General features: G+C 41.4%; 2 protein-coding genes. One reads left to right on the top strand and one right to left on the bottom strand.

Annotated elements, in window-relative coordinates; genetic code table 11:
• Nucleotides 1-31 precede the first annotated feature (31 nt).
• Nucleotides 32-214, bottom strand: a complete 183-nt coding sequence (locus E5342_RS19940; protein WP_136416743.1) for a hypothetical protein — start codon at nt 212-214, stop codon at nt 32-34.
• A gap of 28 nt (nt 215-242) precedes the next feature.
• Here E5342_RS19940 and E5342_RS19110 point away from each other — a divergent pair.
• A partial coding sequence (locus tag E5342_RS19110) for a M56 family metallopeptidase (RefSeq protein WP_282593912.1) occupies nt 243-835 on the top strand: 593 nt, incomplete at its 3' end.

Genomic DNA, 835 nt, shown 5'->3' on the forward strand with positions numbered 1-835 from the left:
GAAGAGGCTAAGGAAATAATATTGCAAATATCTAACAGAGGAAAGGAATAACAATGGCAGGCATATTCTTGGCATATTCATTATTGGCAAGCACCCTCCTGATTGTAGTCTGGGCGGTGTACAAATGCGTTCTTGCCAATACCGGATGTTTCCGGTTCAACAGGATATTGTTGTTGTCCTGTATAACGCTTGCTTTCGTTTTTCCTATCTTCATACTTAATTCCTTTTGGGTAGCGGATATTATGGAGAATAATATTGAAATCGCTTTTAATCCGGTCGAGATTGCCTATATAGCCAATACGGTATCAGAGCAAATCACTCCGATATGGGATTATATAGTCACACTTTTCCTTATAGGGGTTATTGTCATGATTCTCTATTTCCTCGTTTCACTGGTACGGTTGGCACTGTTCATTCTCAAAGGTAAGCACATAAAACAGGATGACTGCCGCATTATACTTCATCGCCATAACAGCGTCGCCCCGTTTGCATGGTGCGGATATGTCATGATGCCAAGACGTGACTGGTACGAGTTCGGGCAGATGATAGTATGCCATGAAAAAGCGCATATAGAATGTCGCCATTGGATTGACTTGCTTTTTATGCAGGTAGCGATTATTATCACTTGGTATTGTCCTGCTATATGGCTTCTACGCAATGAACTTCATACCCTCCATGAGTATGAAGCCGACAGCCGTGTGCTTGCATCGGGCGTAAAACGAGAGGAGTATCAGATGTTTCTAATAAAAAAGACAGTTGGAGCAAGGTTCGCAACTCTTTCCAACTGTCTCAATCACAGTTCACTTAAAAAACGTATAACTATGATGTTATCAAG

Source organism: Parabacteroides distasonis (genome assembly GCF_004793765.1).
In the GTDB taxonomy this organism is placed as follows: Bacteria; Bacteroidota; Bacteroidia; order Bacteroidales; family Tannerellaceae; genus Parabacteroides; species Parabacteroides distasonis_A.